The sequence below is a fragment of the Stenotrophomonas sp. YJH_SMC_80 genome (assembly GCF_059372495.1).
Window position 1 is genome coordinate 70079 of record NZ_JCAFVP010000008.1, and the last position, 23507, is coordinate 93585.

At 68.5% G+C, this 23507-nt stretch carries 24 protein-coding genes and 1 riboswitch; of the genes, 11 read left to right on the forward strand and 13 right to left on the reverse strand.

All coding sequences use genetic code 11. The annotated features are described in order from the left end of the window. Window positions 1-167: 167 nt before the first annotated feature. Window positions 168-731 carry a DUF3016 domain-containing protein gene (locus tag AC5P99_RS14115; protein ID WP_043033923.1) on the reverse strand — a complete coding sequence of 188 codons (564 nt, stop codon included), beginning with the start codon at window positions 729-731 and terminating at the stop codon, window positions 168-170. Between the two features lie 244 nt (window positions 732-975). Between AC5P99_RS14115 and AC5P99_RS14120 the strand changes: the two genes are divergently transcribed. Further along, window positions 976-2964 (forward strand): hybrid sensor histidine kinase/response regulator, encoded by a 1989-nt coding sequence (locus AC5P99_RS14120; RefSeq protein ID WP_049442177.1) that lies wholly within the window; start codon window positions 976-978, stop codon window positions 2962-2964. Window positions 2965-3007: 43 nt separating this feature from the next. Further along, entirely contained in the window at window positions 3008-3298 is a 291-nt protein-coding gene (locus AC5P99_RS14125) for a DUF3247 family protein (protein ID WP_049449766.1), read from the forward strand. Between the two features lie 82 nt (window positions 3299-3380). Here AC5P99_RS14125 and AC5P99_RS14130 read toward each other — a convergent pair whose 3' ends face one another. Beyond that, a complete protein-coding gene (locus AC5P99_RS14130) occupies window positions 3381-3644 on the reverse strand; it encodes a hypothetical protein (RefSeq protein WP_005407925.1) in 264 nt (87 codons plus the stop codon). Between the two features lie 156 nt (window positions 3645-3800). On the opposite strand from AC5P99_RS14130, the gene AC5P99_RS14135 reads away from it, so the two are divergent. From AC5P99_RS14135 to AC5P99_RS14145, 3 genes are read left to right on the forward strand one after another with little or no spacing between them, the layout of a single operon-like run. Next, window positions 3801-4865, forward strand: a complete 1065-nt coding sequence (locus AC5P99_RS14135; protein WP_033833714.1) for a class I SAM-dependent methyltransferase — start codon at window positions 3801-3803, stop codon at window positions 4863-4865. Next, complete coding sequence (locus tag AC5P99_RS14140; RefSeq protein ID WP_005407927.1) at window positions 4862-5563, forward strand: pseudouridine synthase; 702 nt, start codon at window positions 4862-4864, stop codon at window positions 5561-5563. The genes AC5P99_RS14135 and AC5P99_RS14140 overlap by 4 nt, the downstream gene beginning before the upstream one ends. Next, window positions 5560-6243 (forward strand): HAD family hydrolase, encoded by a 684-nt coding sequence (locus AC5P99_RS14145; RefSeq protein WP_049449764.1) that lies wholly within the window; start codon window positions 5560-5562, stop codon window positions 6241-6243. The genes AC5P99_RS14140 and AC5P99_RS14145 overlap by 4 nt, the downstream gene beginning before the upstream one ends. A 116-nt stretch (window positions 6244-6359) precedes the next feature. Here AC5P99_RS14145 and fabB read toward each other — a convergent pair whose 3' ends face one another. Together fabB and fabA are read right to left on the reverse strand one after the other, a co-directional pair. Further along, the gene (fabB, locus tag AC5P99_RS14150) at window positions 6360-7568 is read right to left on the reverse strand and encodes a beta-ketoacyl-ACP synthase I (RefSeq protein ID WP_049402681.1); all 1209 of its coding nucleotides are present in this window, start codon (window positions 7566-7568) and stop codon (window positions 6360-6362) included. Further along, window positions 7568-8083: a 3-hydroxyacyl-[acyl-carrier-protein] dehydratase FabA gene (fabA, locus tag AC5P99_RS14155; RefSeq protein WP_005412134.1), complete on the reverse strand. Its 516-nt coding sequence runs from the start codon at window positions 8081-8083 to the stop codon at window positions 7568-7570. The genes fabB and fabA overlap by 1 nt, the downstream gene beginning before the upstream one ends. A gap of 190 nt (window positions 8084-8273) precedes the next feature. Here fabA and dinB point away from each other — a divergent pair, with 190 nt between their 5' ends. Continuing rightward, entirely contained in the window at window positions 8274-9344 is a 1071-nt protein-coding gene (dinB, locus tag AC5P99_RS14160; RefSeq protein WP_049449763.1) for a DNA polymerase IV, read from the forward strand. A gap of 330 nt (window positions 9345-9674) precedes the next feature. Here the strand turns inward: dinB and AC5P99_RS14165 are convergent, their stop codons facing one another. Both AC5P99_RS14165 and AC5P99_RS14170 read right to left on the reverse strand, forming a co-directional pair. Further along, window positions 9675-10586 (reverse strand): MBL fold metallo-hydrolase, encoded by a 912-nt coding sequence (locus tag AC5P99_RS14165; protein ID WP_049448880.1) that lies wholly within the window; start codon window positions 10584-10586, stop codon window positions 9675-9677. A gap of 138 nt (window positions 10587-10724) precedes the next feature. After that, a complete protein-coding gene (locus AC5P99_RS14170) occupies window positions 10725-11363 on the reverse strand; it encodes an NAD(P)-dependent oxidoreductase (RefSeq protein ID WP_049448882.1) in 639 nt (212 codons plus the stop codon). Between the two features lie 108 nt (window positions 11364-11471). Between AC5P99_RS14170 and AC5P99_RS14175 the strand changes: the two genes are divergently transcribed. From AC5P99_RS14175 to gph, 3 genes are all read left to right on the forward strand, one after another. After that, window positions 11472-12401 carry a LysR family transcriptional regulator gene (locus AC5P99_RS14175; protein WP_005407934.1) on the forward strand — a complete coding sequence of 310 codons (930 nt, stop codon included), beginning with the start codon at window positions 11472-11474 and terminating at the stop codon, window positions 12399-12401. Further along, window positions 12398-13189 carry a class I SAM-dependent methyltransferase gene (locus tag AC5P99_RS14180; protein ID WP_024957093.1) on the forward strand — a complete coding sequence of 264 codons (792 nt, stop codon included), beginning with the start codon at window positions 12398-12400 and terminating at the stop codon, window positions 13187-13189. Before AC5P99_RS14175 ends, AC5P99_RS14180 begins: the two co-directional genes overlap by 4 nt. 65 nt (window positions 13190-13254) lie before the next feature. Then, window positions 13255-13911, forward strand: a complete 657-nt coding sequence (gene gph / locus AC5P99_RS14185) for a phosphoglycolate phosphatase (RefSeq protein ID WP_049448884.1) — start codon at window positions 13255-13257, stop codon at window positions 13909-13911. 100 nt (window positions 13912-14011) lie between these two features. On the opposite strand, the gene btuB is transcribed toward gph, so the two are convergent. Continuing rightward, the gene (gene btuB, locus AC5P99_RS14190; protein ID WP_088436419.1) at window positions 14012-15853 is read right to left on the reverse strand and encodes a TonB-dependent vitamin B12 receptor; all 1842 of its coding nucleotides are present in this window, start codon (window positions 15851-15853) and stop codon (window positions 14012-14014) included. Between the two features lie 115 nt (window positions 15854-15968). Next, window positions 15969-16191: riboswitch (cobalamin riboswitch) on the reverse strand. 143 nt (window positions 16192-16334) lie between these two features. On the opposite strand from btuB, the gene AC5P99_RS14195 reads away from it, so the two are divergent. Further along, complete coding sequence (locus AC5P99_RS14195) at window positions 16335-16913, forward strand: histidine phosphatase family protein (protein ID WP_049448888.1); 579 nt, start codon at window positions 16335-16337, stop codon at window positions 16911-16913. A gap of 91 nt (window positions 16914-17004) precedes the next feature. On the opposite strand, the gene AC5P99_RS14200 is transcribed toward AC5P99_RS14195, so the two are convergent. Together AC5P99_RS14200 and AC5P99_RS14205 are read right to left on the reverse strand one after the other, a co-directional pair. Continuing rightward, window positions 17005-17367 (reverse strand): TfoX/Sxy family protein, encoded by a 363-nt coding sequence (locus AC5P99_RS14200; RefSeq protein ID WP_049418785.1) that lies wholly within the window; start codon window positions 17365-17367, stop codon window positions 17005-17007. Further along, on the reverse strand, window positions 17364-17846 hold the full coding sequence (locus tag AC5P99_RS14205) for a GAF domain-containing protein (protein ID WP_049448892.1): 483 nt from the start codon (window positions 17844-17846) through the stop codon (window positions 17364-17366). Before AC5P99_RS14205 ends, AC5P99_RS14200 begins: the two co-directional genes overlap by 4 nt. A gap of 68 nt (window positions 17847-17914) precedes the next feature. Here AC5P99_RS14205 and bioD point away from each other — a divergent pair, with 68 nt between their 5' ends. After that, complete coding sequence (gene bioD, locus AC5P99_RS14210) at window positions 17915-18598, forward strand: dethiobiotin synthase (RefSeq protein ID WP_049448894.1); 684 nt, start codon at window positions 17915-17917, stop codon at window positions 18596-18598. A gap of 74 nt (window positions 18599-18672) precedes the next feature. On the opposite strand, the gene AC5P99_RS14215 is transcribed toward bioD, so the two are convergent. The 4 genes from AC5P99_RS14215 to msrB form a co-directional block, all read right to left on the reverse strand. After that, a complete protein-coding gene (locus AC5P99_RS14215; RefSeq protein ID WP_049448896.1) occupies window positions 18673-20121 on the reverse strand; it encodes an aminotransferase-like domain-containing protein in 1449 nt (482 codons plus the stop codon). Between the two features lie 255 nt (window positions 20122-20376). Then, complete coding sequence (gene msrA, locus AC5P99_RS14220) at window positions 20377-21114, reverse strand: peptide-methionine (S)-S-oxide reductase MsrA (RefSeq protein WP_005407944.1); 738 nt, start codon at window positions 21112-21114, stop codon at window positions 20377-20379. Between the two features lie 14 nt (window positions 21115-21128). Continuing rightward, the gene (locus AC5P99_RS14225) at window positions 21129-22895 is read right to left on the reverse strand and encodes a cytochrome c biogenesis protein DipZ (protein ID WP_242900192.1); all 1767 of its coding nucleotides are present in this window, start codon (window positions 22893-22895) and stop codon (window positions 21129-21131) included. A 2-nt stretch (window positions 22896-22897) separates the two neighbouring features. Then, complete coding sequence (gene msrB, locus AC5P99_RS14230; RefSeq protein WP_005407946.1) at window positions 22898-23473, reverse strand: peptide-methionine (R)-S-oxide reductase MsrB; 576 nt, start codon at window positions 23471-23473, stop codon at window positions 22898-22900. Between the last annotated feature and the right edge of the window lie 34 nt (window positions 23474-23507).

Genomic DNA, 23507 nt, shown 5'->3' on the forward strand with positions numbered 1-23507 from the left:
CTCGGCTTCGGTGGCGGCCGACCTTGGTTGGCTAATGCGTGTCGACCAAGGTCGACACCTACCGGGGGGCCTGGCGCGCAGCGGTCGCCATGCGCGGCTCTGGTCGCGGCCGACCTTGGTCGGCGCGGTGAATGCGTGTCGACCAGGGTCGACACCTGCCGAGGGGCCTAGCGCGCAGCGGTGGCCTGGCTGGCCAGCTGGCGCTTCACCCAGTCATCAATCAGGCGCTTCTCGTAGCGCAGCGGATCGCTGTTGGTCAGCAACCCACTGCCCTGCAGGTAGCCGGAGTCGCTCAGGCGGGCGTCGCCTTCGCTCACAATACGGCCGTCGGCGTCCTTCAACGTGTACTGCAGGGTGATGCGGGGCGGGTAGATATCACGCATCACGCGGATGTCGCGCGCACGCGGGCCGTGCCACGGCTCGTAGTCACCGGCACGCTTGATGTCCACCAGAGTGACATCGAGGGTCTGCCCAGGCTGCAGCGGCTTGGCAGCGGTGGTCTGCAGGTAGCGGGCCAGCTGCTGTACCCAGTCACCGCGTTCGGCCTCGAAGCGGTTGGTGCTCTGGCGGATCTCGGTGAACGTGGCCGGATCCTCCCATTTCACGCTGACCGGGCCATTGGCCTGCAACGCACGCGGCGCGTCCGTACCGGTTACGTTGCGCGCTGCAGCGTTGGCGCCGCTCACCACCAGGGCGCCTGCCAGCAGGGCAATCACGAGTGCGCGTTTCATGACGGTCTCCTGCGTCCCCGCGCTGGGGACGATGTTGATCACGGATCGAGTGTGATCCTGTGGCCGGGTCACTGCAATGGCCGGCTGCGTCGTATGCAAGGGGGGTTACCGCCAATTCATCGTCGTCAACCCTGACTGACGGCGCTTGACGCTGTGAATACGCTCTCTGGAACATGCTGTGTCTCCAATCCGGCCCGTCCAGACGCCCTTGTCCACACTGCCGCCCCTAGTGGAGCGCCCACCGATGATGGTGCCGGCGCCCGAACCCGACCTGCATCATGGCGTGCTTGAGCGCATCAACGCCGGTTTCTGCGTGATCCAGGTGCTGTTCGAAGGCGACCGCGCGGTGGACTATCGTTTCATCGAGGTCAACGACGCCTTCGAGCGCCATACCGGCCTGAAGGACGCACGCGGTCAGCGCATGAGTGCGCTGGAACCGAACCACGAGGAAGACTGGTTCCGCATCTACGGTGAAGTGGCCCGCAGTGGTCGCCCCGCCCAGTTCGAGATGGAAGCGCGCGCCCTGGGCCGCTCGTTCGCGGTTGATGCGGTGCGCGTTGGTCGTCCGGGCGAAGACAAGGTCGGCATCCTGTTCTTCGACATCACCGCGCGCAAGCAGATGGAAGTGGAGCTGGGCGAAAGCGAAGCCCGCTTCAGCGCACTGGCCGATGGCCTGCCGATGCCGGTATGGGTGCTCGACGAGCGCGGCCACGCCCGCTTCGTCAACAGCGCCTTCAGCGAGTTTTTCGGTGGCGACGAAACGCGCGTTCCGGAAGATGTCTGGCGCGGCCTGGTACATCCAGACGATGCGTCCGTATTCGAGTACGAGCTGCAGGAAGCACTGAAGGCGCAGCGTTCGATGCATGCGCTGGTACGTGCGCGGCGCGCCGACGGCCAGTGGCGCTGGCTGGAGATGAACGCGCGGCCGCGCTTCTCGCGCATGGGCCGCTTCATCGGCCTGGCTGGCAGCAGTCCGGACGTGACCGAGCGCCGCGAGATCGAACTGGCACGCGAGGAACTGCTGCAGTCCGAGCGCGCCGCGCGCAGCGCCGCCGAGAACATGGCGCGGCTGAAGGACGAGTTCCTGGCCACGCTGTCGCACGAGCTGCGCACGCCGCTGACCACCATCCTCGGTTGGAGCGAGCTGCTGCTGCAGCGCGTGGACAACACCAGCCCGCTGTACAAGGGCCTGAACGTGATCGCCAACAGCGCCGGTGCGCAGAAGCGGCTGATCTCGGACATGCTCGACCTCAGCAGCATGCTGCTGGGCAAGGTACAGCTGGAGGTGGAAGTGCTGGACCTGCGCACGCTGCTTGGCGAAGCCATCGGCGCGCAGGAACTGGTGGCCGAAGGCAAGGCGCTGGACGTGAACCTGCAGCTGCCCGAGCAGCCCAGCCTGGTATTGGGCGATGCCACGCGCCTCCAGCAGGTGTTCTGGAACCTGCTCTCGAATGCGATCAAGTTCACCCCGGCCGAGGGCCGCATCGACGTTCAGCTGCAGGCCGACGGCACCCACTGGGTGATTACGGTGCGCGATACCGGCGATGGCATCGCACCGGAGTTCCTCAACCACCTGTTCAGCCGCTTCCGCCAGGCCGATGGCACCACCACGCGCCGCCATGGCGGCCTCGGCCTGGGCCTGGCGATCGTGCAGCAGCTGGTCGAACTGCACGGCGGCACCGTCGCCGCCGCCAGCGAAGGCCATGGCCACGGCGCCACGTTCACCGTGCGCCTGCCCCAGCACCTGCCGGATGCCGAGCGCCGGCCGCTGCGCGAAGTCATCAGCGGGCCGATCCTGGAGCCGGTGATCGTCGAACCGTATCCGCTGCGGGGCATGCATGTGCTGGCGGTGGAAGACCAGCCGGAGGTGCTGGAGTACCTGCGGCGCATGCTGGAAGAGCAGGGCGCCAGCGTGTCGGCGGCCAGCTCGGCCGGCGAGGCACTGGCACTGCTGGCCGACACCGGCCATCTGCAGTACCACGTGATGCTGACCGACATCGGCATGCCGGGCATGGATGGCTATGGGCTGGTGCGCACGCTGCGCGAGGACATGGGCGTGGACGCGGCAACCTTGCCTGCGGTGGCGGTGACTGCACTGGCGCGTGCCGATGACCGCCGCCGCGCGCTGGCGTCGGGCTTCCAGGAGCATGTGGCCAAGCCATACTCGGTGGCGCAGCTGGTGGCTGCCGTACGCAAGGTGCAGGTGCCGCGCGCGGACAGCGCGCTGCACTGAACATTCACGGCCGATCGGCGACCCTGCAATCAGGAGGTCGCCGATGTCCCGTATAGCTCCACGTATCCACACCGATCCGGCGCAGATCGCGCGCCTGGAAGCCCTGCTGCCGCAGCTGGATGGCGAAACGCAGGTGGAACTGAATCTGCGCGATGGCCGCCGCCTGCTCGGCACGGTGGCCGTGAGGCCAACCGTGCAGCAATACCGCAACGTCGCTGGCGATGAAGGCAGCAACGGCCAGCTGCGCCTGGATGACTACGACACGCCGGTGCAGCAGCACCATGTGTGGCTGGATGAAATCGCCAGCATCCGCAGGTTGCCGCCGAGGGTTTGACGGCAACCTGCCGGGCCCATCCCCGCTTGGCGTGGATCTACCAGAGGTTGCAGTAGAGCCACGCCATGCGTGGCTGCTGCGCTCAGTGCTCGAACAGAGTCGGCGTCGCCTCGAACCGGCGTGCATACGCCCGCTCCTCCGCAACCCTCGCCACCTCGTCATCGGCCAGGTCCGGCGCGCCATACACCGCATAGGCCACGCTGCCGTCGGCACCATGACCGACCTGGTGCAGCCGGTAGCGCGAGTGGCCGCCGCCGGTGTCCTCGGGGTAATGCACGGGCGGATGGCTGCCTTCCAGGTCCATTTCACTGTTGTCGACCACGCCACCGACGAACAAGGCTCGCATGCAGGTTCTCCTGGGTTTCCGGGGGAGCCTCTACCCTGAACGTTCCAATGTTGCTGGCAGATCAAGGCCCCGTTCGGGTTTCGCAAAGCGGCTGCCGGGGCCGGCCCGGTCAAGCCGGTACAATGGACGGCCCTCACGCTTGAAGTACCCGCGCCGATGGCCTCCAGCGACGACGCCCCCCTGCAGACCCTGTTCCTGCCGTTCTCCCAAGGCGCCCTGCGCTGGCCGGAAGGCCCCGTGGCTTTCCTGCGGGCCCGCGACGGCTGGCCGCTGCGCGAAGTGGCCGGCAACCGCGAGGTGCATTGCGAGCAGAGCTTCGCCCCGTTCGCGCAGCCGCTGCAGCAGGCCACCGGCTGGACCGTCAGCGGCCAGCTGGATGATGTGGCCGGCAAGGGCCGCTACCCGCTGGTGCTGGTGCTGCCGCCGCGCCAGCGTGAAGAAGCCCGCGCGCTGTTCGCCCGCGCGCTGGCGCTGGTCGCCGACGGCGGCCGCATCGTTGCCTGCCAGTCCAACAACGAAGGCGCACGCTCGGGCGAGGGTGACCTCAAGCAGCTGACCGGCCTCGGCGGCAGCCTGACCAAGAATCACTGCCGCGTGTACTGGACCGCGCCGATGCAGGGCCAGCACGACGCCGACCTGGCCAAGCGCTGGTCGGCACTGGATGCGGTGCGGCCAATCGTCGGCGGCCGTTTCCTCAGCCGCCCGGGCGTGTTCGCCTGGGATCGCATCGACCCGGCGTCGGCGCTGTTGGCCGAACACCTGCCGGCCGACCTGGCCGGGCGTGCCGCCGACCTCGGCGCGGGTTACGGCTACCTGTCGCGCGAGCTGCTGGAACGCTGCCCGAAGATCACCGCGCTGGACCTGTACGAAGCCGAGCAGCGCGCGCTGGCACTGGCCGAACTCAATCTGGCGCCGCCGCCGCGCCCGCTGCCGCTGCGCTTCCTGTGGCAGGACGTCACCGCGGGTATCGAACCGGGCTACGACGTCATCATCAGCAACCCGCCGTTCCACACGCCGTCGCGCGCCGATCGCCCGGACATCGGCCAGCGCTTCATCGCCGTGGCCGCGCAGGCGCTGCGCCCGGGCGGGCGCCTGTACGTGGTGGCCAACCGCCACCTGCCGTACGAGTACACGCTCAACGAGAGCTTTGGCGCGGTGCGCGTGATCGCCGAGCGTGATGGCTTCAAGCTGGTGGAAGCGGTGAAGGGGAAGGGCAAGTGAAGCTGGTCAAGCTCATCGCCAACCTGGGCTATGGCAGCCGCAAGCAGGTGCAGTGGATGTTCCGCGAAGGCCGCGTCACCGACGCCGACGGCGAGGTGCTGTATGCCGACGACCAGGTGCCGCACGAGGCGATCCGTGTCGACGGCGAGCCGCTGGACCCGCCGGTGGGCCTGTCAATCGCGCTGCACAAGCCGGCCGGCTACACCTGCTCGACCAAGGACACCGGCCGCCTGATCTACGATCTGCTGCCGCCGCGCTTCCGCGATCGCGATCCGGTGCTGTCCACGGTGGGCCGCCTCGACCGCGAGACCAGTGGCCTGCTGCTGCTGACCGACGATGGCGGCCTGCTGCACCGGATCATCTCGCCGAAGTCGAAGCTGCCGAAAGTCTATGAGGTCGAGTTGAGCGACGACCTGCGCGGCGACGAGGTAGCGTTGTTCGCCAGCGGTACGCTGATGCTGGAGTCCGAGAAGACGCCCCTGCTGCCGGCTGAACTGGAAGTGCTGGATGCGCGCCGCGCGCGCCTGGTGCTGCACGAAGGCCGCTACCATCAGGTACGCCGCATGTTCGCCGCCACCGGCAACCACGTGCAGGCCCTGCACCGCAGCCGCGTCGGCGGGCTGGATCTGCAGGGGCTGGACGAAGGGCAATGGCGGCAGCTCACCTCCACCGACCTGGATACGCTGTTCGCTCCATGACCACCATCGCTGCGCTGCCGTTCCTCCCCGACGCCGTCATCTTCGACATGGACGGCCTGATGATCGACAGCGAGCGGGTCTCGCTGGCCTGCTGGAGCGAGGCGGCCGACGCGTTCGGGCTGGGCCTGGACGAGGCGGTGTTCCTGCGCATGGTCGGCCTCGGTGACCGCGACACGCACGCGCTGCTGCGTGCGCAGGGGATCGAGGACAGCGTGATCGAGGCGGTGGCTGCACGCTGCCATGAGCTGTACGAGGCACGCACACAGACCGGCCTGCCGCTGCGTCCGGGCATCCTGGAGCTGCTGGAGCTGTTGAAGGCGCACGCGGTACCGCGTGCGGTGGCAACCACCACGCGGCAGCCGCGCGCCAACCGCAAGCTGGCCGCTGCCGGCCTGCTGCCGTACTTCGATGCGGTGATCACCAGTGGCGACGTCGCGCGACCGAAGCCGGCGCCGGATATCTACCTGCTGGCCGCGCAGCGGCTGGGCCAGGCGCCGGAACGCTGCCTGGCGCTGGAAGACTCACCGGCCGGTACGCGTGCGGCGCTGGCGGCCGGCATGACCGTGATCCAGGTGCCTGACCTGGTGCATCCTGACGAAGAACTGCGCGCACTGGGCCACCGCATCGTCGGCTCGCTGGTGGACGCGCACGCGCTCCTGCTGCCGTTGTTGCCGAGGTAACCGGTAGGTGCCGACCGTTGGTCGGCAGACCCCAACGCCCCGGTGGGTGCCAACCTTGGTTGGCACTCTTTACTGCCCTGGTGGGTGCCGACCGTTGGTCGGCACACCTGTCCCCCTCACACCCGCCCGAACACCAGCGCGGCGTTGGTGCCACCGAAGCCGAAGCTGTTGGACATCACCGTATCCAGCTTCTGCTCGCGGCTTTCGCGCAGGATCGGGAAGCTCTTCACCTTCGGGTCCAGCTCGCCGATGTTGGCCGAACCGGCAACGAAGCCATCGCGCATCATCAGCAGGCAGTAGATCGCCTCGTGCACGCTCGCCGCACCGAGCGAATGGCCGGACAGCGCCTTGGTCGAGGACAGCGGCGGCACCGCATCGCCGAACACTTCGCGGATCGCGTTGAGCTCGGTGACGTCGCCCAGCGGCGTGGAGGTGCCGTGGGTATTGAGGTAGTCCAGCGGGCGGTCGACGCCCTGCAGCGCCATCTTCATGCAGCGCACCGCGCCTTCGCCGGACGGAGCGACCATGTCGGCGCCGTCGGAGGTCACGCCATAGCCGATCAGTTCGGCGTGGATGTGCGCGCCGCGCGCAACGGCGTGGTCGTAGTCCTCCAGCACCAGCATGCCGCCACCACCGGCGATGACGAAGCCGTCGCGGTCCTTGTCGTACGGACGCGAGGCGCTGGCCGGGGTTTCGTTGAAGCTGGTCGACAGCGCGCCCATCGCATCGAACATCACGCTCATCGACCAGTGCAGGTCTTCACCGCCACCGGCGAACATGATGTCCTGCGCGCCATGGCGGATCATGTCCGCGGCCGCGCCGATGCAGTGCGCCGAGGTCGCGCAGGCGGCCGACAGCGAATAGCTGACGCCCTTGATCTGGTAGGCCGTGGCCAGGCAGGCCGAGACCGTCGAGCACATCGTGCGCGGCACCATGTACGGGCCGACCTTGCGCACACCACGTTCGCGCAGCAGGTCGACCGCGCCGATCTGCCATTCGCTGGAGCCGCCACCGGAACCGGCGATCAGGCCGGTGCGCAGGCTGCTGACCTGCTCGGCGCTGAGCCCGGCATCGGCGATGGCATCGCGCATGGCCAGATAGGCGAAGGCCGCTGCATCGCTCATGAAGCGCTTCTGCTTGCGGTCGATCAGCGCCTCCAGATCGAGGTCGACACGACCGCCGACCTGGCTGCGCAGGCCCGCTTCGGCGTGGTCGGCCAGGGCGGTGATGCCCGAGCGCCCTTCGCGCAGCGCGGCCGAAACGGTATCCAGATCATTGCCGAGGCAGGACGTGATGCCCATGCCGGTGATGACGACGCGACGCATCAGAAGCTCCCGGTTTCGGTGAACAGGCCGACGCGCAGGTCGCGCGCGCTGTAGATTTCGCGGTCATCCACATACATGCGGGCGTCCGACTGGGCCATCACCAGCTTGCGGTTGATGACGCGGCTGATGTCGATCTCGTAACGCACGAGCCTGGCTTCCGGCAGCACCTGGCCGGTGAACTTCACTTCGCCACAGCCCAGCGCGCGGCCCTTGCCGGGGGCGCCCAGCCAGGTCAGGAAGAAGCCGGTCAGCTGCCACATGGCGTCCAGGCCCAGGCAGCCGGGCATCACCGGGTCGCCGATGAAATGGCAGCCGAAGAACCACAGGTCCGGGCGGATATCCAGTTCGGCGCGTACCATGCCTTTGCCATGCGGTCCGCCGTCCTCGCGGATGTCGGTGATGCGGTCGAACATCAGCATCGGGTCGTTGGGCAGACGGCCGGCAGCGGTGCCGAACAGTTCACCGCGTGCGCTGGCCAGCAGCTGTTCGCGGTTGAACGCGTGGAGACGGGTCATGAAGCACAATCCTGGAAGCGAAGAACAGGGAAACAAGCGCCCGAGAATGCCCGTGGAAACTGCGCCGATCAAACATTTCAACCGTACGCAACCGTAGTGTTTTCAAGGGAATACGCGCATCCTGTTGATGTGCAACGACCATACTTCGGCGTGTGGCCCACCCGGCCCGGCCCCGCCTTTCCCACCTGACATGACCCGACTGCGCAAGATCATCCACGTTGACATGGACGCGTTCTACGCGTCGGTGGAGCAGCGCGACGATCCGTCACTGCGCGGCAAGCCGGTCGTCGTGGCATGGCGTGGCGCCCGCTCGGTGGTGTGTGCGGCGTCCTACGAGGCGCGCGTGTTCGGCGTGCGTTCGGCGATGCCCGCCGTGCGTGCCGAGCGCCTGTGCCCGGACGCGATCTTCGTGCCGCCGGACTTCGCGCGTTACAAGGCGGTGTCACAGCAGGTACGCGCGATCTTCCTGCGCCATACCGACCTGGTCGAGCCGCTGTCGCTGGACGAGGCCTACCTGGACGTGACCGAGCCGAAGAGTGGCATCGAACTGGCCACCGACATCGCCCGCACCATCCGCGCGCAGATCCGCGAGGAAACGAACCTGACTGCTTCAGCCGGGATCGCGCCGAACAAGTTCCTGGCCAAGATCGCCTCGGACTGGCGCAAGCCCGACGGCCAGTTCGTGATTCCGCCGCAGCGCGTGGATGCGTTCCTGGCGCCGCTGCCGGTGAACCGCGTGCCCGGCGTCGGCAAGGTCATGGAAGGCAAGCTGGCCGCGCGCGGCATCGCCACCTGCGGCGACCTGCGGCAGTGGGCCTTGATCGATCTGGAAGAGGCATTCGGCAGCTTCGGCCGCAGCCTGTACAACCGCGCACGTGGCATCGACGAGCGGCCGGTGGAACCGGACCAGCAGGTGCAGTCGATCTCCTCGGAGGACACCTTCGCCGAAGACCTGCTGCTGGAAGACCTGACCGAGGCGATCGTGCAGCTGGCCGGGAAGACCTGGAACGCCACGCGCAAGACCGAGCGCATCGGCCACACCGTGGTGCTGAAACTGAAGACCGCGCAGTTCCGCATCCTCACCCGCAGCTTCACGCCAGAGCGCCCGCCGGAATCGATGGAAGAACTGCGTGACATCGCCCTGTCGCTGCGCGCGAGGGTCGATCTGCCGGCCGAGACGCGTTACCGCCTGGTCGGCGTCGGGCTGGGTGGCTTCCGCGAAAAGGAGCCGGTGGTGCAGGGGGAACTGTTCGAGCACTGATCATTGCCGTGCCGACCAACGGTCGGCACCCACCAACAGCAGCAGGTTCCATCAGCAGCAGGAAACTGTCGAAGGCGGGGTGGGTCCGGTTGCGGGGGCGTGAGCCGCATGGGCCCGAGGCATGCCTCGGGCGGGTTGGGCAGGACGCCCAACCCCGGTCTTGCCGTGTGCGCAGGACAGCGCACACGAGCAAGCCGCGATCGAGCTTACATGGACGTACTTGCAGCGTCCCCCGCAACCGGACCCACCCCGCCATCCCACGGATAGCCAGCTGTTGCTGTTGCCTCTGCGGGTGCAGGGCGCAGCCCTGCAAAAAGAAAACTCCCTACCTCACGGCCAGTGCATCTCGCCCTTGGCCACCTTCGCACTCAGCTCCAGCGACGCCACGCCCGCCAGCTTCGGATAGCGCGCCTGCATCGCCTTCACCAGCGCCGCACTGTCCTTGGCCTTGGCTGTCTCGGCATCGAACGCGCGGATGTAGTCCGCCGTGAACACCAGCGCACTGGCATCCAGTGCGGCACCCGGCGCGTAATGCCCCGGCACCACCACCTTCGGCTTCAGCGCCTGCAACCGCTGCAGGGTCTGCAGCCAGTCGGCATGCGACTTCGGCGTCTGCGTGTCGGCCATCCACACGTGTTCACCGGCCACCACCGGAATGCCGCCGACGATCGCGCGCAGCGACGGCACCCACAGCACCGTGCGGTCCGGGGTCGGGCCATCCAGGCCGATCAGCGGCAGGCGCTGGCCTTCCAGCTGCAGGGCATCGCCATCCAGCACCTGCGGCACCACGATGCGCGACGGCACGTCGGCACCCATCTTCGGCCCCCAGTAGGCCAGCTTGCCGGCCTGGGTCTGCTGGATGTGGGCAACGGTCTGCGCAGTGGCAACGATGCGTGCCTGCGGGAACGCGTCCTGCAGGGTTGCCAGGCCGAAGTAGTAGTCCGGATCACCGTGGCTGATGTAGATCGTTGTCAGCTGCTTGCCGCTGGCGCGGATCAGCTCGACCAGCTTGCGCGCATCGCTGGCGCCGAACTGCGCGTTGACCAGGATCGCATCGCGGCGGCCTTCGATCAGCACCGAGGACACCGAGAACATCGCCTGCGGACCGGGATGGAAGGTCTGCAGGTGCAGCTGGGATTTTGTCGCTGCCGCGGGCGCCGCGGTGGCCGGTGCGGCCAGCAGCGGCGCACTGGTGAAGCTGGCGGCCAGGGCGAGGGGAAGCAGCAGGGCAGCGGTGCGCATGGGAAATTCCTTGTGTCGAATGGGGAGCCGAACGTGGGCTATGCCGGGCGTCCTTGCCCGGGCCCCTGCGGGCCGTCGCAAGCGACGTTGGCAACGGCTCCTGCCGTTGCCTTCGGCTCTACAGGGCACGCGCGTCGATCAGTACGCCGCGGTGATGATCTGCTTCGGGTACTGGTGCGCTTCCAGCTCGGCGACGAACGCGGCGCCGTAGTCGGCATAGCTGATGCGGCTGTGGCCGCTGGCGTCGGCCAGGAAGGCCTTGGGCTGCACGCGGTACTGGCCGCGCTCTTCACCCGGGCCGATTTCGGCCGCCGGCGAGAAGAAGGTCCAGTCCAGATCGTCCGCCGCCTGCAGTCGATTGAAGGCTTCACGATGGGCCAGCGCGTACGGCTTGTAGGCCTCCGGGAAGGTGGGGGTATCGACCAGCTGCACGCCGGGCGCGACTTCCAGGCTGCCGGCGCCACCGACCACCACCAGGCGCGGTACACCGGCCTTGCGCACGGCGGCGGCCAGCTGTGCAGCCACGTCGCCGACGCGGCCGATGTCATCGCCCGGGCGCGGGCCGTAGGCGCTGGCCAGCACGTCGTGGCCGGCGATGGCGGCGACCAGCGCGTCCTGGTCATCCAGCGGGGCGACTACCGGATGGGCGCCGTCCAGTTCGGCCGGAAGATCCTGCGCGTTGCGCACGATGACAGTGAGTTCGTGGCCGTGGGCCAGCGCGTGGCGGGCGATCTGGCGGCCGATGTTGCCGGTGGAACCAACGAGGGCGATCTTCATGGCAGGACTCCGTGGGGCGGCGTGGGGTGGGAATGGGGCCACTCTAGGCCGCTGCAGTCGCTCGAAAAACAGCGTATAACGCGCTTGTTTGTTGCATGGATCGAGCATATGGACCGACTGACCGCCATGACCGTATTCGTCGAGGTGGCCGAGCGCGGCAGCCTCACCGCCGCCGCCGAGGTGCTGGACATGTCGCGGGCGATGGTCAGCCGCTACCTGGCCGAGGTCGAGGCTTGGCTGGGCGCGCGCCTGCTGCACCGGACCACGCGCCGGGTCAGCCTGACCGGCCCCGGCGAGGCGGCGCTGGCGCGCTTCCGGCAGATGCTGGCCATCGGCGAGGAACTGCAGGGTGAGCTGGCCAGCGATGATCCGGAGCCGCATGGCACGCTGCGGGTGACTGCCAGCGTGTCGTTCGGGCAGAGCCACCTGGCGCGGGCGGTGGCCGGCTTTGTTGCGCGCCATCCGGCGGCACGCATCGAGCTGCTGCTGGTCGACCGCATGGTGAACCTGGTGGAAGAGCGGGTGGACCTTGCCGTGCGCATCGCCCGCCAGATCGATCCCAGCCTGATCGCACGACGGCTGGCCACCTGCCGCTCGGTGCTGTGCGCGACGCCGTCGTACCTGCAGGCGCGCGGTACGCCTACCGCCCCGGAACACCTGGCCGGGCACAACTGCCTGACCCATCACTACGTGGGCAAGAGCCTGTGGCAGCTGCACCGCGATGGCCGTTCGCTGTCGGTGGCGGTGGGCGGCAACATCAGCGCCAACGAAGCGTCGCTGTTGCTGGAAGCGGTGCGTGCGGGCGCCGGCATCGCGATGCTGCCGACCTACCAGGTGGCGCCACTGCTGCGCAGTGGCGAGCTGATCGAGTTGTTGCCCGAGTTCAGTCTGGACGAACTCGGCATTCATGCCGTGTACGCATCACGGCGCCAGCAGCCCGCTATCATGCGGCGATTCCTGGACTTCCTGGCCGAGTGTTTCGCCAGCCCGGCCTTCCAGGATCTGGATTGGCGCCCACCGGGCAAGGAGAACACATGAACCACGGACAGGCCTTGATCGACCACAACCGTGCTGCCTGGGACCGCCAGGCCAGCGAAGTGCGCGAATGGTCGCGCCCGGTGGAAAGTTCAACCGTTGCCGCCGCGCGCGAAGGACGTTGGCAGGTGCACCTGACGCCCCGCGCCCTGCCGCTGGACTGGCTGGGTGATGTGCGCGGCCGCCGGGTCCTGTGCCTGGCCTCGGGCGGTGGCCAGCAGGCACCGGTGCTGGCGGCGGCCGGGGCCGACGTCACTGTGTTCGATCTGTCCGATGGGCAGCTGGAACAGGACCGCAGCGTGGCGGCGCGCGACGGCCTGCGGCTGCGCACGGTGCAGGGCGACATGCGCGACCTGCACGCCTTCGCCAACGACAGCTTCGATGTGGTGTTCCACCCGATCTCCAACCTGTATGTGCCCGACGTGCGCCCGGTGTGGACCGAATGCCGCCGCGTGCTGGCGCGCGATGGCATGCTGATGGCCAGCTTCTACAACCCGGTGCTGTTCGTCGGCGCGCGCGATCCGCAGCTTGATGCACAGGGCCTGATCCGGCCGCAGTACGCCATTCCCTATTCGGACCTGGAAGACCTGCCACCGGCCGAGCGCGAGGCGAAGCTGGCGCGGGGCGATGCGCTGACCTTCGGCCACAGCCTGACAGAACTGATCGGTGGACAGCTGGATGCCGGCTTCGTGATCGATCGCTTCATGGAAGACTGGCAGCCGCAGCCGCGCTTCCTGATCGACCGTTACCTGCCCACGTTCCTGGCTACCCGCGCGCGCCGGATCGGCTGAGGCGGATCGGTGCAAAAACCAGCGGCGTACAATGGACGGTCCCACGTCGCACAGGTGCCGTTCCCTTGTCGTATCCCTATCCGCTGGTCGTGTTCGACCTCGATGGCACGCTGGTCGACAGCGCTGCCGATATTGCCGAAGCACTGAACCGCACGCTGGAAGACATCGGCCTGGCGCGCGTGCCGGAAGCCACGGTTCTGGGCTGGATCGGCGACGGCGTGCGTCGTCTGGTCGAACAGGCGGTGCAGGCCGCCGGCAGCGAGGTGGACCTGGCCGAGGTGATGCCGGTGTTCATGGTGCACTACCGTGAGTGCCTGCTGCGTAGCCCGCGCCTGTTCGACGGCGTGGGCGAAGCGCTGGCGCAACTGCGTGCGCGCAACGTGCCGCTGGCGATCTGCACCAACAAGCCCGAAGCACTGGTGCCGCCGCTGCTGCAGCACCTGGGTATCGGTGATGCATTCGCGCTGGTACTGGGGGGGGATTCGCTGCCGCAGCGCAAGCCCAGTGGCGAGCCACTGCGGCACATCGCCGCGCACTTCGGCCTGCCGGTGGAGTCCTGCCTGATGGTGGGTGATTCGTTGACCGACTACCGCGCCGCCGAAGAGGCCGGCATGCCGATCGCGCTGGTGCGCTACGGCTATCCGCGCGGCCTGGACCTGGCCACCGCGCATGCGGTGGCGGTGATCGACGACCTGCGTGAACTGCCGGGGTTGCGGGGCTGAAGCAGAGGGGTAGTGCCGGCCGCTGGCCGGCAACCCGGAATGCGTTGCCGAAGGTCATGATGTTGCCGGCCAGTGGCCGGCACTACCATGAACGTTGCGCTCACTTCGGCTGGTAACGCACGCTCAACTGGTACTCGCGGCCGGGCTGGTTGAACCATGCCACCGTTTCGTAGCGACGGTCGAAGACGTTGGCGGCACGTGCCAGCAGCGACCACGATGGCGTCAGTGCGTACTCAGCGCGCAGGTCCAGCGTGCCGTAACCTCCCACCTTCACCGCGTTGACGGCATCGTCGTAGCGCTTGCCGGCACCCTGCACAGTCAGGCCTGCGCGGAAATCGCCGAAGCGACGGTCGATGTCCAGGCGCGCGGTCTGCTGCGCGCGGCGTGGCAGCCAGTTGTCGAACTGGGTGCTGCCGCCGGTGCGGTTGCGCGGGTCGGTGTAGCTCAGCTGCGCGTTGATGTCGAAGCCGGCCAGCAGCACGCCACCGGTCAGCTCGGCACCGCGGATGCGGGCCTTCTCCACCTGCTGCATCTTGAAGGTTGCCGCATCGTAGGTGATCAGGTCATCGATGCGGGTTTCATACACGTCCAGGCCCCAGTGCCAGCCCTGGCCCTGCTGCGAAACGCCGAGGTTGGCGCTCTTGGACTTCTCCGGCTTCAACGTCGGCACGCCGCTCCACGGGTCGTACAGATCGCTGAAGGTCGGTGCCTTGAACGCCGTGCCATAGCTGGCGTTGAGGCGCAGGCCGTGGCCCAGCTCCATCGCCCAGCCAACGCTGCCGGTGGCGTGGTTGCCGAACTGCTGGTTGTCGTCGTTGCGTGCGCTGGCCTGCAACTGGTGGCGGCCGAAGCGGCCCTGGTACTGCACGAACACGCCGGTGTTGCGGCGGCTGTCGACCAGGTAACCCGCGCTGCTGCCATCCAGGTTGTCTTCGCTCCAGTCCACGCCTGCGCTCAGCAGCTGGCCCTCGGCCACGCCGAAATCGCCCTGCAGGGAGGCGCTGTCGCGGTGGGTCTGTGCGCTGCCACGTGCACCGAAGTCGCCGAAGTTGTCCGACTCGTTGTCACTGCGGCCGACGTTGGCGGTGAATGCCAGGCGCTCGGAGGGGGTGTAGCGCACCTTGCCGGCCAGCACCTGCTGGCGGGTTTCCGAATAGTTGTAGTAACCGTCGTAATGGTTCTTGCCGTCGGCGCGCAGGGCGCTGCCTTCCACGTTCCACTGGTCGTTGAAGGTGTAGCCACCGCGCAGGCTCTTGGACAGGTTGCGGTAGCCGTCGCGGTCGGGCTCGTCGGCGAAGCAGCCGGTGAACAGCGTGGCCGAGCCGCGGCAGGCATCGATGCCATCGGAATGCTGGTAGGCGATATCCGCACCGAACCAGCCGCGTTCGGTACCGCCGCCAATGCCACCGCTGGCTTCACGCAGGCCGTTGCTGCCACCGCCAAGCTGGAAGTGCGGGGCGAAATCGCCCTGGTTGCGGCGGGTGAAGATCTGGATCACGCCACCGATGGCGTCGGCGCCGTACAGGCTCGACTGCGGGCCGCGCACGATTTCGACGCGCTCGATCTGCGCCAGCGGCAGGTCCTGGTACATGGCCAGGCCGAGGTCGGCGCTGTTGATGCGCACACCATCGACCAGCACCACGGTGTGGCCGGAATTGGTGCCGCGCAGGAACAGCGAGCTCTGCTTGCCGAGCCCGCCGGCATTGGTCAGGTTGATGCCGGCGCGGCCGCGCAGCAGCTCCTGCAGCGACGTGGCCTGGCTGGATTCGATCTGCGCGCGGTCGATCACCTGCGCCGGCGCGATGCTGTCCTGCAGGGCGATCGGGGTGCGGGTGGCAGTGACCAGGATCTGGTCGAGCGCGGTGGTGTCATTGGCGGCCTGGGCCAGCGCGGGCAGGGCGGCCAGCACGGCCAGGGACAGCATTCGGGACTGCAGCTTCATGGGGGACTCCGGGTGCCACGCACGCCCGCGTGGCGAAGGGGAGGAGCCGCGAAGGCAGGCGTGCGCCGATGCCGCAGCGCACGCCACGGTCATCCAGCGCCATGCCCACCGCATCGCGACCTGAGGCTTCCGGGCCGGTCTCCGGGCTTGCCGCCGGGTGGCGCGAGGCCACCGTCCAGGCGCCTTCCCATGCCTGCGGCACAGTGGCGGTGTTGCCTGGAACTGACGTGCTTACCGTTGCGGGGGCAGCGCCGGCCTGGCGTGGAATCACGCGTCACCGGCTTCCCGTTTCAACCTGCCGGCCATGGCCGCAGGTCACCTGGAAGTGGGCGCAGTCTACGGCATCGCAGGCCGTCCCGTTGCGTCGCGCCTGCGCGACTGCCTTTGCTGTGCCTTTAGAATGGTTGCTCGATCCCGTGGTGCCGTTGCCGATGTCCGCCCGTTTTCCGCTGTACCTGCGTCGCCCGTCCGGGACGCGCGCATGATCCTCGACCTGGTCCGCCATGCCGGCAACGGTCGCGATGAGTTCCTCGATGGCCGCAGCGATCCACCGCAGCTGGCCCGCCTGCCGCAGGAACTGGTCGAGGCCTATGCCGGGCAACGCTGGGAGCGGGTGATCAGTTCGCCGCGGCTGCGTTCGCTGCACACGGCAATGGCCCTGGCCACCCCGCGCGGACTGGACGTGGAAGCGGACGAGGAATGGGAAGAACTGGACTTCGGCGATTGGGACGGGCGGTCGCTGTTCGACCTGCCGGAGGATGCACTGGCGGCCTTCCATGCCGACCCGCACGCGTTCCCGCCGCCCAATGGCGAGAGCTGGGGCCACTTCGAGCGGCGCATCGCGCGCGCGCTGGATCGCCTGCTCGATGATGACGATCCGGTGCCGACGCTGGTGGTCAGCCATGGCGGCCCGTTGCGCATGGTGCTGTCGCAGGTCTGCGGCCTGCCCATGTCGCTGTGCTGGGCGCTGCGTATCGACCACGGCACGCGCCTGCGGGTGTGGCTGGAGCGCGGCGAGATCGGGCTGGTGGGTGAGCTGCTGGAGCTGCAGCAGCCCTGAGCGCACTCGCCGGGCATGGCCCGGCGCTACCGATCCCGCATCACACTGGTAGTGCCGGCCGCTGGCCGGCATCCCCAGGAACGCGGAGGCCTCAATCCTCGTCCGCGCCCTCGGGCACGCTGTCCTCAGCGTCATCGTCGGCATCGAAGCGCTGCTCATGCACCGGGCCCGACGCCGGGCCGGCTGCCTTCAGCGGATGCGCAGCGATGCGTGCTTCGTAATCCTGCACCAGTGCTTCACGCTGTGGCTCGCTCAGCTCCTGCCAATGGCAGTCCAGCAACGCGCCTTCCAGCGAGTACAGCAGGTTCAGGCTGGGCTTGAAGCCGGCGCGCTTGACCTTGACGAAGGCGCCGACGGCTCCGATCGCGACCAGGTCGTCGCGGCTGCGCAGGCCGACCTGGCGCAGCCACGCCGCACTTTTCGGGCCGATGTTGCGCAGCTTCGGTGCGCTCATCCCAGCGCCTCGACGAACACGCGGGCGATGGCTTCCAGGCCAGCCTGATCGTCGGCATCGAAGCGGCCCACCTTCGGGCTGTCGAAGTCGAACACGCCGATCAGTTCATCGCCGCGCAGCAGCGGCACCACCAGTTCCGAGCGCGAGGCCGAATCGCAGGCGATGTGGCCGGGGAAGGCGTCGACGTCCTCTACGCGCTGGGTCACGCGCTGGCTGGCGGCAGCACCGCACACGCCCTTGTCCAACGGGATGCGCACGCAGGCCGGCAGGCCCTGGAACGGGCCGACCACCAGTTCCTTGCCGTCGTACAGGTAGAAGCCCACCCAGTTCAGGTCGGGCAGGGCGTGGTAGACCAGGGCCGAGAGGTTGGCCGCGTTGGCGATGCGGTCGGACTCGGCGTAGACCAGGCCACGGGCCTGTTCCAGCAGCTGGGCGTATTGTTCCGGCTTGCTGCCGGTGAGCGAGGCATTGGCGAACATGCCAGCAGTCTAGCAAGCGTGCCGGGCCAGCGATAATGCACACACTGTTGCCCTGTTGGAGCCCGTCGATGCCGTTGCCCGCCACGCTGCCGCCCGCCCTGTTCGTCACCGGCACCGATACCGAGATCGGCAAGACCGCGGCCAGCACCGCGCTGCTGCACGCACTGCGCCGGCGCGGCCTGCGTGCGGTGGGCATGAAGCCGGTGGCCAGCGGCAGCGGAGACCTGGGCCAGGGCCTGCGCAACGAAGACGCATTGGCGCTGCAGGCGGCCAGCTGGCCGGTACCGGACTATGCCGATCTGAACCCATATGCGTTGCGCCAGCCGCTGGCACCGGAGCTGGCCGCTGCCGAGGACGGCGTGCAGGTGGAGCTGGCGCCAATCATGGCAGCGTTCGAGCGGCTGCGCACGCAGGCCGATGTCGTGGTGGTCGAGGGGGTTGGCGGTTGGCTGGCACCAGTCTCGGCCACGCTCGACCAGCTCGACCTGGTGCGCGCATTGCGGTTGCCGGTGTTGCTGGTGGTGGGCATGCGGCTGGGCTGCGTCAACCACGCGCGACTGACCGCGCAGTCGCTGCAGGCCAGCGGCGTGGAGTGCCTGGGCTGGATCGGCAACCACATCGACCCGGCGATGCAGCGCCAGGATGAGAACATCGCAACGCTGCAGCAGCGCCTGCCGATGCCGTGCTGGGGCCGGCTGCCACACCTTCCGGGCGCGGATGGCCAGATCCTGAGCACGCATCTGCTCGATTGACCTGGGGTAGTGCCGGCCGCTGGCCGGCAACCTCGATGAATCACGTCCATGCAGTTGCCGGCCAGCGGCCGGCACTACCGTGCTGCGGCCGCCAGCTCCCGCGCGATCGCACCCAACCGCTCCACCGCGCCGATGAAGCGTGCATCCAGCGTCTGGCAGCACGACAGCCGCAGGCAATGGCGATACCGCGCGCCGCGTGAATACACCTGGCCGGGCATGAAAACGATGTCCTCCTGCAGGGCACGCTCGAACAGCTCGCGCGTGTCCACGCCGGGCAGTTCCAGCCACAGCAGGAAGCCACCCTGCGGTTCGGTGGCGCGGGTGCCGGCCGGGAAGTGTTCGGCCACCAGCTGGCGCAGCCGTCCGACCTGTTCGCGGTACAGGCGGCGCATGCGATGCAGGTGGTGCTCGTAGCTGCCCGCCTCCAGATAGGCCGCCACCGCGTCGCCCAGCAGCTGCGGCTCGCCGCCGGTGGACTGGAATTTCAGCAGCGCGATGCGCTCGGCGAAGCGGCCGCCATCGAGCCAGCCGATGCGGTAATCCGGCGCCAGCGTCTTGGAAAAGCCGCCGACCACCATCACCCAGCCATCGCGATCGAAGGCCTTCAGGAGCGGTGCCGGCGGTTCGCAGAACTGCAGCTCGGCATACACCGCATCTTCGATCAGCGGCAGCTGGCGTGCGTTGACCAGTTCGGCCAGGCGTTGCTTGGCGGCGGTCGGCATGGTGCAGCCGAGCGGGTTGTGCACGGTCGGCATCACCACCAGTGCGGCCAGCGGCGTGTGCTCCAGCAGCGCGTCCAGCGCATCCACATCCAGGCCGAACTGCGGATGGGTGGGCAGTTCGATGGCCTGCAGGCCGAGGTTGGCCAGCAACGGGTAGAGGTTGAAGTAGGACGGCGCCTCGATGCCGACCGCATCACCGGGCTGGGTGACCGCGCGTAGCGCCAGCTGCAGCCCTTCCATCGCACCGTGGGTCAGCAGCAGGCGTTCGCTGTGGGTATGCAGGCCCATGCGCGGGCCGCGGCGCACGATCTGCGCCAGCAGCCGTGGCGAGCCGTTGGGGCGTGCATAGGTCTCCACGGTCTGCTGGCCATGGCGCAGTACCTGCGCCGTGTGCTTGGCCAGCTGCGCGCCGGGGTAGAACTGGCGACCGCGCGGGCCGGCAAAGGCCAGGTCGATCACGCCGGGGCGGCGCTGTGCTTCCAGCACGCGGGCCATCAGTACCTGCTGCAGCGGCGCGGTGGGCGCAGAAGGTGTGTCGCGCAGCGAACGTTCCGGCACCGACAGCCGCGGCGCGACCTCGAAGCCGGCCTTGGGCCGCGGAATGACCAGACCGGCGTCTTCCAGCTGGCGGTAGGCGGCGATCACCGTGTTCAGGCTGAGCCGGCGCTGCAGGGCCATCTGCCGCAGCGAGGGCAGGCGGCTGCCTACCGGAAGCCGGCCGCCATGGATGGCCTCGGCCAGTTCGTCGGACAGCCGTTGGTAGCGGGGGGGGATCATCGCGCTCTGATCATCTGTATCCATCGAATTTCCCACCGCCTGGTGCTGTACCCATGATGGCGGCGAGCCTAGCATGTCGTTGTCGGCCGGGCCTGATCGGGGCACGGCCGGTACTTTCCAAGCGCACGGCTGGATGGCCGTGCGTCTTTTTTTGGTAGTGCCGGCCGCTGGCCGGCAATCCCTGGAACCGCAGGAGCCGGCCAGCGGCCGGCACTACCCGGGGCGTTACCGCATTGGCAGGAGCGTCACCGAGCGCCAGCCGGCCCCACGGAAATGCCGTCAGCGCATCGGCACCAGCACCGCATCGCGCCGGTACAACGCCGGGAACTGCCTGCCCAGCGCGGCCAGCTTCGGCGCGTCGTAGTAGCGGATGTAGGCGGCCTGCGGGTAGTTGGTCATGTAGTTCTGGTGGTAGCTCTCGGCCGGGTAGAAGCGCTGGCCGCTGACCAGCTGGGTGACGATCGGTGCGCGGTAGCTGCCGGCCTGGCCGAGCTGGGCGATGTAGGCGCGGCTGGCTGCCTGCTGGCGGGCGTCATCAGTGAAGATCGCCGACCGGTACTGGCTGCCGTGGTCGGGCCCCTGGCGGTTGAGTTGGGTCGGGTCGTGCACCACCGAGAAGAACACCTGCATCAACTGCCCATAGCTGACCTGGCGTGGGTCGTAGTCGACCTTCACCGCTTCGGCATGACCGGTCTGACCGCTGCTGACCCGCTCATAGCGGGCATTGGCAGCGCTGCCACCGATGTAGCCGGACACCGCATTACTCACGCCTTTGACATGCTGGAACACGCCCTGCACGCCCCAGAAGCAACCGCCGGCAAACACCACGCTGGCGTGGGTGGCGTCATCGCGGAACGCAGCGTCGCCCGTGGGTACAGGGAGTGCCTGGGTCTGCGCGCTGGCTTCGACCGGTGCCGCGATGGCGCCATGGTCAACGAGCAGCACGCCGGCGATGAGTGCCGTGGCCACCAGTCCGGCAACGCCAGCGGCAATGCCCTGTTCAAAGGAGAATTTCATCGTGTCCTCCCGGTTCAACCGAAGGTGAAGGCATAGGCCTGCACGCCCGCATCGAGGAATTCGATCTCGAAGCGGTGCGGGCTGACCGTGCCGCGTTGGCGCACCAGCTGGTAGAGGCGGTGCTCGTCGACCACGCCGCTGCCATCGACGCCGACATCAGTGCCGGCATCGGTGGCGGGCAATGGCTTGCCATCCAGCAGGACGCGGAAGCGCACCGGCTTTCCTTCCTGGCCCGGTGCCAGCACCAGGTGCAGGTCGCGCGCATGGAACTGGAAGGCGATGCGGCCACCGGCCTGCTGCAGCTGCGCAGCCTCGTCGGTAACGGTCCAGCGTCCGGACAGGCCCCACTGGTTCAACGCCAGGGTGGCCGGCAACGTGTAGTCGAACGCGGCGTCGCTGCGCTGCCCACCGGGCGAGGCGAACTGCTCGGCACGGGCGTGGCCCAGATAGGTTTCCGGCGAGCGCAGATTGCCCATGTCGGCCTGCGCAGCCACGCCCTTCAGATCGGCGGCGGCCGGATCGGCCGGCGGTGGCAGGTTCGTCTGGCCGGCCTCGGTCAGCAAGCGGCGGATCACCTGTTCCGAACGCGCATAGTTGCCCTCGCCGAACTGGTGGCCGCGGATGTTGCCCTGCGCATCGACGAAGTACTGCGCCGGCCAGTAGCGGTTGTTGAACGCGCGCCAGATCGTGTACTGGTTGTCCAGCGCCACCGGGTACTCGACCTTCAGCTGCTGCACCGCCTTCATGACGTTGCGCGGGTCACGCTCGAAGGCGAACTCCGGGGTGTGCACGCCGATCACCACCAGGCCGTGGTCGCGATAACGGCGCTCCCATTCGTGCACGAACGGCATCGCGCGCAGGCAGTTGATGCACGAGTACGTCCAGAAATCGACCAGCACCACCTTGCCGCGCAGCTGCTGGGCCGTCAGCGGCGGGCTGTTGAGCCAGCCGGTGGCACCATCCAGCGCGGGCAGGGTGCCTTCCACTGGCAGCGGTGCATTGGCACCCGCATCGGGGCCCGCCATCATCATCGACGGTGCTGCCGGCTGCGCACCGGGAACGGCATCCAGCAGGCCCTGCTCGATGCGCGCGGTGCTGACCGTGGACAGGCGGGTCAGCAGGCCGGTATCCCAGCCCAGGCCGATCGCCACCACCGCCAGCAAGGCGGCCACGCCCAGCACCTTGCGCAGCACATCGCCCAGGCCGAGCCGCGCCTGCAGCGCGCGGAACACGCGGCCACCTACCCATACCGCCAGCGCCAGTGCGGTAATCGCGCCCAGTGCGTAGGCCAGCAGCAGCGTGCTGGTGCCGGCGCTGGCCCCGTGCAGCGCGGCACCGGTCAGCACCAGGCCGAGGATCGGCCCGGCGCAGGGCGCCCACAGCAGGCCGGTGGCGATGCCGATCAGCAGCGAGGTCCACGCACCGCCACGCCCCGCTGCGTCGGTCGCATCGGCACGCGCGCTCAAGCGGGCACCCACGCGCTGGAACGGCGCCAGCAGATGGTCGGCCAGTCGAGGCCAGAGCAATGCCAGTGCGAACAGCGCCATCAGCAGCAGGGCGATCCAGCGTCCGACCTGGTTGGCCTGTGCCACCCATTGGCTGCCCACCGCAGCCAGGCTGGCGACCACGGTGAAGGTGAGTGCCATGCCCAGCAGCAGCGGCAGCGTGCTGCGCAGGAAGGGGCGGTCGGCACGGGCGAACACGAACGGCAGCACCGGCAGGATGCAGGGACTGAGCAGGGTCAGCGCGCCCCCCAGGTAGGCAAGCAGCAACAGCAGCATCGTCAGGCTCCGGAAGCAGGGGAAGAACCGACCGGCACCCGCCAGCCATCGGCAGTACCGCCCTCAGCGGCACCGGGAACGAACACCATCGCTGCGCCGTTCATGCAGTAGCGAAGTCCGGTTGGGCGAGGCCCGTCGTTGAACACATGACCGAGGTGGCCACCGCAGCGGCGGCAGTGCACCTCCACCCGCAGCATGCCGAAGGTGACGTCGCGGTCTTCGCCGATGGCGTTGTGCAGCGGCGCCCAGAAGCTGGGCCAGCCGGTGCCGCTCTCGAACTTGGTGGAGGAGGAGAACAGCGGCAGCGCACAGCCGGCGCAGGCAAACGTGCCCTGCCGGTGTTCCTTGTTGAGCGGGCTGCTGTACGGGCGCTCGGTCGCCTGCTGGCGCAGCACTGCGTACTGCGCCGGGGTCAGGCGCTGGCGCCAGTCGGCATCGCTGCGCATGACCTCGAACTGTCGCGACGGGCGCGCTTCAGCGGCGGCCGGGGCGGCACGGCTGCAGGCCCCCAGGCCGAGCAGGCCGGCGGCGGTGGCAACACCGCCCAGGCCCAGCAGATGGCGTCGGGTAAGGGACATGGCGGACTCCGGGAAGGGGCGACGGGGCCATGCT